4 protein-coding genes are annotated in these 6,108 nt (G+C 66.6%); 1 reads left to right on the plus strand and 3 read right to left on the minus strand.

Annotated elements, in window-relative coordinates; translation table 11 throughout:
- Window positions 1-107 precede the first annotated feature (107 nt).
- From H9Y04_RS47880 to H9Y04_RS43640, 3 genes are read right to left on the minus strand one after another with little or no spacing between them, the layout of a single operon-like run.
- Window positions 108-3,161 carry a thioester reductase domain-containing protein gene (locus H9Y04_RS47880; protein ID WP_187819830.1) on the minus strand — a complete coding sequence of 1,018 codons (3,054 nt, stop codon included), beginning with the start codon at window positions 3,159-3,161 and terminating at the stop codon, window positions 108-110.
- Between the two features lie 25 nt (window positions 3,162-3,186).
- Window positions 3,187-3,978, minus strand: coding sequence for a glutamate 5-kinase (proB, locus tag H9Y04_RS43635; RefSeq protein WP_187819831.1), 792 nt, complete (start codon window positions 3,976-3,978; stop codon window positions 3,187-3,189).
- Between the two features lie 45 nt (window positions 3,979-4,023).
- Entirely contained in the window at window positions 4,024-5,223 is a 1,200-nt protein-coding gene (locus H9Y04_RS43640) for an alpha-hydroxy-acid oxidizing protein (protein ID WP_187819832.1), read from the minus strand.
- Window positions 5,224-5,779: 556 nt separating this feature from the next.
- On the opposite strand from H9Y04_RS43640, the gene H9Y04_RS43650 reads away from it, so the two are divergent.
- A complete protein-coding gene (locus H9Y04_RS43650) occupies window positions 5,780-6,070 on the plus strand; it encodes a transposase (RefSeq protein ID WP_187819833.1) in 291 nt (96 codons plus the stop codon).
- Window positions 6,071-6,108 lie beyond the last annotated feature (38 nt).

The following is a 6,108-nucleotide window of genomic DNA, read 5'->3' on the forward strand; positions in this document are numbered from 1 at the left end:
TCGTCGACACTCGACGAACGTCCGCCGCCGGCACCGGCCCGCCCTGATTCACAGAGTCGCGGTCTGATTCGGGTGTAGCTCGTCTCTCAGGAGGAGCTACACCCGAATCAGACCGGCGGTAGTAGGTCTGCGGCGATCCAGCGGGAGAGGTAGCGGTGGATCAGGTCACGGTCGATGGTGGGGGCGGCCGCGAGCGGGCTGTCGTCCAACGACGGGGGTAGTTCGGCGGTCTCGATGCGGTTGAGGGGGAGGTCCGCAAGTTGCTCATGGGCAGGCTGGCTCGGATCCAGCAGGGTGCGCAGTTCCGTGTCTCCGCCCGGCGTGTCCGCCAGCTTCGTGACCCACAGGGGTGGCGCCACAAGTGGCGTGTTGTAGCCGTATTCGGCAACCCACTCGAAGAAGGTCGCGAGCGGCACATCAGTGGTGGGTGCCAGATTGAAGACCGCGCCGGGCTCCGTCCTGCTCGCGCGGTGGGAGAGGTGGACAATCGCGTTCGCGGTCCAGTCGGCAGGAGTCCATACCTCGGTCACGGGTAGCGCGGGCAGGGCCCCCAGGTTGATGCCTGCTCGTAGGATCCGCCACACCAGGTCGTTCGGATTGGGGGCAGCGGTGCCGTCTGCGCCGATCACCCGGCCCAGACGGTACACCGTCGTCGGCAGACCGCGTTCGGCCGCCAGCTCGAGCAGTCGTTCACTGCTCCACTTGGTCTGTCGGTAGCCGTCCGTCAGTCCGGCATGCGGTGCGATGAACGCTTCCGGGAGCGCGGGGTGGCCGGACGGTGGCGTCAGCGCGAGGGTGGAAACGTGGTGCATGTGTGCGGGGCATCCCGTCGCCGCGATCTCAAGGAGGTTTCGCGTGGCGGTGACATTCGCGGCGCGCAGAGCAGCGTAGCCGCGCAGGGTGCTCACCGCGGCGGCACAGTGGTAGATCGCATCGGTCTGCTCGGTCAAACGTCTGTGGTCATCGGTATCCAGGCCGAGACGAGTGCGGGAGAGATCGGCGGGCAGCGCGATGACCCGGTCGGCCAAGTCCGCGGTGGGCAGGCCGAGAGCGGTGAGGGCCGTTGCCAGGCGTCGGCGCGCAGCGTCGTGGGTCTCGGCTCGCACTGTGCAGGTGATGGTGGCGCTGGTCTGCTCGAGCAGGGCCGCGAGCAGATGGGCACCGACGAACCCGGTCGCGCCGGTCAGTAGAGGGTGAGAGCTCGGGCCGGGGAGCTGGAAATCGGTGGGCCATTGTTTGGTTCCCTCAAGGGACACATCGGCGATCAGGTCGGCGGGGGTGGGAGCCGCATGTGTGTCGTTGCCGTCCAGGACTCGGGCGAGAGACAGAGCGGTAGGATGGGCGAACACCAGGGCTGGTGGCACGTCGCGGCCCAGGAACACGCCGATCCGTTGGGCCGCCTCGATGACCAGGAGTGAGTTGGCTCCGTGCTCGAAGAAGTTGTCGTGTGGCGTCAACGGGTGGTTCAGGTCGAGCGACATCGACCAGGCGGAGAGAACCGCCGCCACACTGTCTGACGCGACCGCTTCCGATGGGTTATCGCACGGCTGTCGGGGGGCGGCCAGGGCACGTAGCGGCTTCTTGTCGATCTTTCCGACGGGGGTGCGGGGTAGCTCCTCGATGAAGTCGATCTCGTCCGGCACTTTGAACTCGGCGAGCCCTTTGGCGCGTACGTACTGACGCAGCACGTCGACGTCGAGTGGTTCGCGGGTGACCACGAAAGCGTGTGAGCGCTCGCCGAGAAACTCATCCGGGCTCGCGACCAGAGCGGCATCCAGTACGTCCGGGTGGCAGCGCAGAACGGACTCCACTTCTGCCGCGTCGATCTTTTCGCCACCCCTGTTGATCTGGTCCTTCACCCGTCCCACGACCATCAGATTGCCGGAGGCGGTCGACCGCACGAGATCACCGGTGCGGTAGAAGCCCTCCGGGGTGAAGGCGCTCGCGTTCGCCTCGGAGGCCTGGTAGTAGCCTCGGATGACCGATGGGCCTCGTACCAGCAGTTCACCGATGGCCCCGGCGGGCGCGTCAAGACCTTTCCCGTCCACGATGCGCAGCTCCACACCCGGATCGACGGGGCGGCCCTGGGTGGCGACGATACTCTCGTCAGGATCGCTCAGCCGAGTGAAGCACAGCAGGCCCTCGGACATGCCATACACCTGCTGCAAAGTCCGGTGGAAACAGCGCTGGAAGTGGCGCGCCAGGTCCTCGTCCGCCTTGGCCCCGCCGATCTGTACGACCTTCAGGCTGGACAGGTCCTGCGCAGTGGCGCCAGGCGAGTCGATTGCGGACAGCCAGGTCTTGGCGAGCGTGGGTACCAGTGCTGTGGCAGTGATCCGATGGCGCGTGATGAGGCCGAACGCCTCGGCAGCGGAGGCCGTCGCGTCGCTGAAGACGATGGTGCCCCCTGCGTTGAGAACACCGAGTACTCCGGGTGCGCAGAGCGTGAAGCTGTGGGCTACCGGAAGCACAGCGAGATAGACGACGGACTGGCCGAAGTTGGCTGCGCGGGCCGCGGCCCTGACCATGTGCAGCAGGTCATCGTGGGTCCGCGGAATCAGTTTCGGCAGACCGGTGCTGCCGCCGGAGAGTAGCATCACGGCAGGATCATCCGAGCTCGGGGCAGCGCCTTCCCAGACCGGGGTGCTTCGGATCTCCTCCAAGCCGTGAAAAGTGGCGGCGCCTCCGTCACCACGTCCGCCGGCCATGACCACGTGCCGCAGGCTCGTCACCTGCTCGCACATCCGCCGAGCCATCGCCTCGTATACGTCACCCGAGGGGCACACGTACGCCACCGCCTCGGCGGTCGCGCACACATAGCCGATCTCGGCATCCCTGTGCGCTGGCAGCGCGAGTACCGGAACCGCGCCCAGACGCGTCAGTCCGAACACGACTTCCAAGAAGTCTGACCGATTCGGCAGCTGCACTACGACTCGGTCCCCAGCCGACACTCCCAGCGCAGCGAAACCACTGGCAATACGCCCGGCACGTTCGTCCAAATCGCGGTAACTCAGCGTACGGTCGGGGCCGATTACCGCAGGCTTCTTTCCGTGCCGCATGGCTCGCGCCTTGAGCATGTCACCAAGCGTCTCGCCCAACCACCAGCCGGCCCGACGGTAAGCATCTGCCGTCTCTTCCTGCAGCATTGGATTCTGAGACATGCGCAGTTCCTTTCAACCAACAGAATTAGAAGGGCGCCGGGTGGAAGTAGGTGCCGACCTCATCGCCGGACAGGGCGCCTTCAGCCAACTTGGCGCTGGTCAGGACCACAGGAATTCCCGCAGCGGCGGCCGCGCATGCGGCCTTCACCTTCGAGGTGATCCCGCCGGTGCCCAACCCCGTATCTGCACTCCCGCTCGCGTACCCCTCAGACAGAGGTAGTTGAGTGGACGGGTGGACCGACCAGACTGGTGAGGCGCCTGGGGTGGAAGGTGGAGCGTCATACAGAGCGTCCACGTCCGACAGCAGGATCAGCACGTCAGCGCGCAGGAGTATGGCCAAGTGAGCGGCGAGACTGTCGTTGTCACCGAACCGCTGATCACGCGCAGCTCCTGTGTCGTTCTCATTGACGACAGGCACCACATCACGTGACAGGAGCTGAGTGAGCACTCGCCGTGTTTCGTCAGCCCTGTGGATCACCTCGTCCGCGGTCAGCAGCACCTGCCCGACGGTTTGGCTGTAGCGCGAGAAAGCGGCGGCATAGCAACTCACCAGCATGCCCTGCCCGATGCCCGCCGCCGCCCGCCGCATCAGCGCCGCATCATCGAAGGGACAGGCGATGTCCAGGTGCGCCAAGCCAGCCGCCACGGCGCCCGAGGACACCAGTGTCACCTGTGTCTCAGGTTGGGCGCGGCGCACGGCCAGGACGTCGACCAAGGTATTGATCCGGTCGACGGAGAGTCCGCTGCCCTCGGCAGCGAGGCAGCTGGTGCCGACCTTCACCACTATCTGACGTGCGGTGGCCACAGTTGTGCGCACCAGGACGACTCCTTGCCTTGAGGAGCGGCACGAGCGAGGCGGCGCCTATGCGAGCGCGGTCCGCGTCAGGTCGTCCGTGCTCAGCGTGTCGGCGCGTCGATGACCGGTCAGCGTCAGTGCGCTGGTGAGCTCCGCGTGTATGCAGCGCAGGACATGGGTCACGCCCGCCTGGCCGCCGATGGCCAGCCCGTACAGCCACGGACGGCCGATCATGACCGCCTTCGCGCCGAGAGCCAGCGCGATCAGGACATCGGTTCCGGTGCGCACTCCCGAGTCGAAGAGAACCGGGACACGGTCGCCGACCGCCTCTACCACGCCAGGCAGGCAGTCCAACGCCGCGACACAGTTGTCCAGTTGGCGACCCCCGTGATTGGACACCACTAGCCCGTCCACGCCGGCATCGATGAGCGCCGCAGCCTCGCCAGGGTGGCAGACACCTTTGACCAGGATTGGCAGCCGCGTCCAGGTCCTCAGCTGTTCGATGTCCGTCACGGTCAGAGCCGGCTTGGCGAAGACACGGTTCCAGGTCGAGGCCGCCGTGGCCGCAACTGAACGGGCGACACGGGACATGTCTGGAATGTCATCGCCCTGCACATCCATCGGTTGCCCGATCAGTTCCCAGAAGCGCGGATCGGACAGGTAATTGCCCAGCCCGTAGCAGTGGTCGAACGGGAAGAAGCCAGCCGACAGTTCACGCGTCCGCCAGCCCGCCGCATAGCAGTCACCCATCACCATGATCGCGCCGTAGCCGGCCGCTTCGGTGCGTGCGATCAGCGAGCGAGCCAGCTTCTCGTCGTCGGGCCAGGCGAACTGGAACCAGCGCGTGCCGTGCGGTGCCGCTTGCGCCACCTGTTCGAGTGACGACGAAGCGACAGCTGACAGCACCTGCGCCACCCCCACCTCCGCAGCAGCTCGCGCCGCCGCGGTCTCAGCCTCTCGGTGCGCCAACTCCCCCACCCCCGCGGGCGCGAGCAATACCGGCATCGACAACCGAGCCCCGAACAGCTCGCATCCGGGATCCGCGGGAATGCCGTCACGCAACACCCGGTAGATCAACCCCCAGCGCGTGAACGCGGCCCGGTTCGCGGCCACTGTGTTCTCGCAGCCCGCCCCTCCAGCTATGTAATCAAAGTACTTCTCGGGCAGAGCGCTTTTCGCTTCGCGTTCCAGGCCGCCCACTGTGAAGGGAAACGGGCTGCCCCCTTGCCTGAAAACCTCGGTCTGGTAGCTACCGGAATACGACACGGTTCTCCTCGGCGGCGAGTGTTGGCTGTATCCCCCGTGAGCGAGTTGGTGTTCCGCGGTACACACGCTATAAGCGCGTCACCGATCTCGCATGGTGGAGTGTCACGCTGAGTGACAGCAGCCGTCAGATGCTGCAAGCGGATCGCACGTATGCCACCGTGCCACCGAGCTTCGATCCAGGAACGACGCCAGTAGGTACCCCCGCAGTGCAACCGGACGACCCACAGTCGGCGCCCGACGACAAGTACCAGGGGACCGAGCAGTGCGCTCGGCTCTGCCTGCTCGGACCCATCCGGATCATCTCCCGCCGCACCGGCCCCTCGGCAACGTGAGCTGCTCGCCTACCTCGCCCTGCACCGCCGGGGCGTCCGGCGCGAGGTGCTCGCCGCCGCCCTGTGGCCGGACGCGCCGAGCGACCGCCCGTACACCAGCCTCCACGCGACGGTGAGCCAGTTGCGCCGCGCCTTGCGCTCGGCCACCGGCGACAAGGGGACTGCTGCAGGGTTGGGTGACACCTGATCTGGCTCGCCGAGAGGCGGGCTGGAAGGATGTCGCAATGCCCAAGCCGTATCCGAAGGAGTTCCGCGAGGACGTCGTGCGGGTCGCGCGAAGCCGCGAGCCCGGCGTCACACTGGAACAGATCGCCGCCGATTTCGGCGTGCATCCCGCCTCGCTGACGAAGTGGATCCGCCGTGCCGAGGCCGAGGAGCGCGGCGAGGCGAGCCCGGCCGCTGGGTCCGCCTTGGCGACGAGCGAGGCTGCGGAGCTGGCTGAGGCCCGTAAGCGAATCCGGCTGCTGGAACAGGAGGGTCATGTCCCCTGTAGTGGTGTAACGGCGTCGGGTTGATCTTCTGGCTGGGGGTAGATCGAGTCCATGCCGCCTTT

It is taken from the genome of Streptomyces polyasparticus (genome assembly GCF_014493765.1).
GTDB classification, from domain to species: Bacteria; Actinomycetota; Actinomycetes; order Streptomycetales; family Streptomycetaceae; genus Streptomyces; species Streptomyces polyasparticus.

Coding starts and splice junctions, on each gene's coding strand:
- H9Y04_RS47880 (WP_187819830.1), bottom strand. CDS start 3,161: ATGTCTCAGAATCCAATGCTGCAGGAAGAGACGGCAGATGCTTACCGT.
- H9Y04_RS43650 (WP_187819833.1), top strand. CDS start 5,780: ATGCCCAAGCCGTATCCGAAGGAGTTCCGCGAGGACGTCGTGCGGGTC.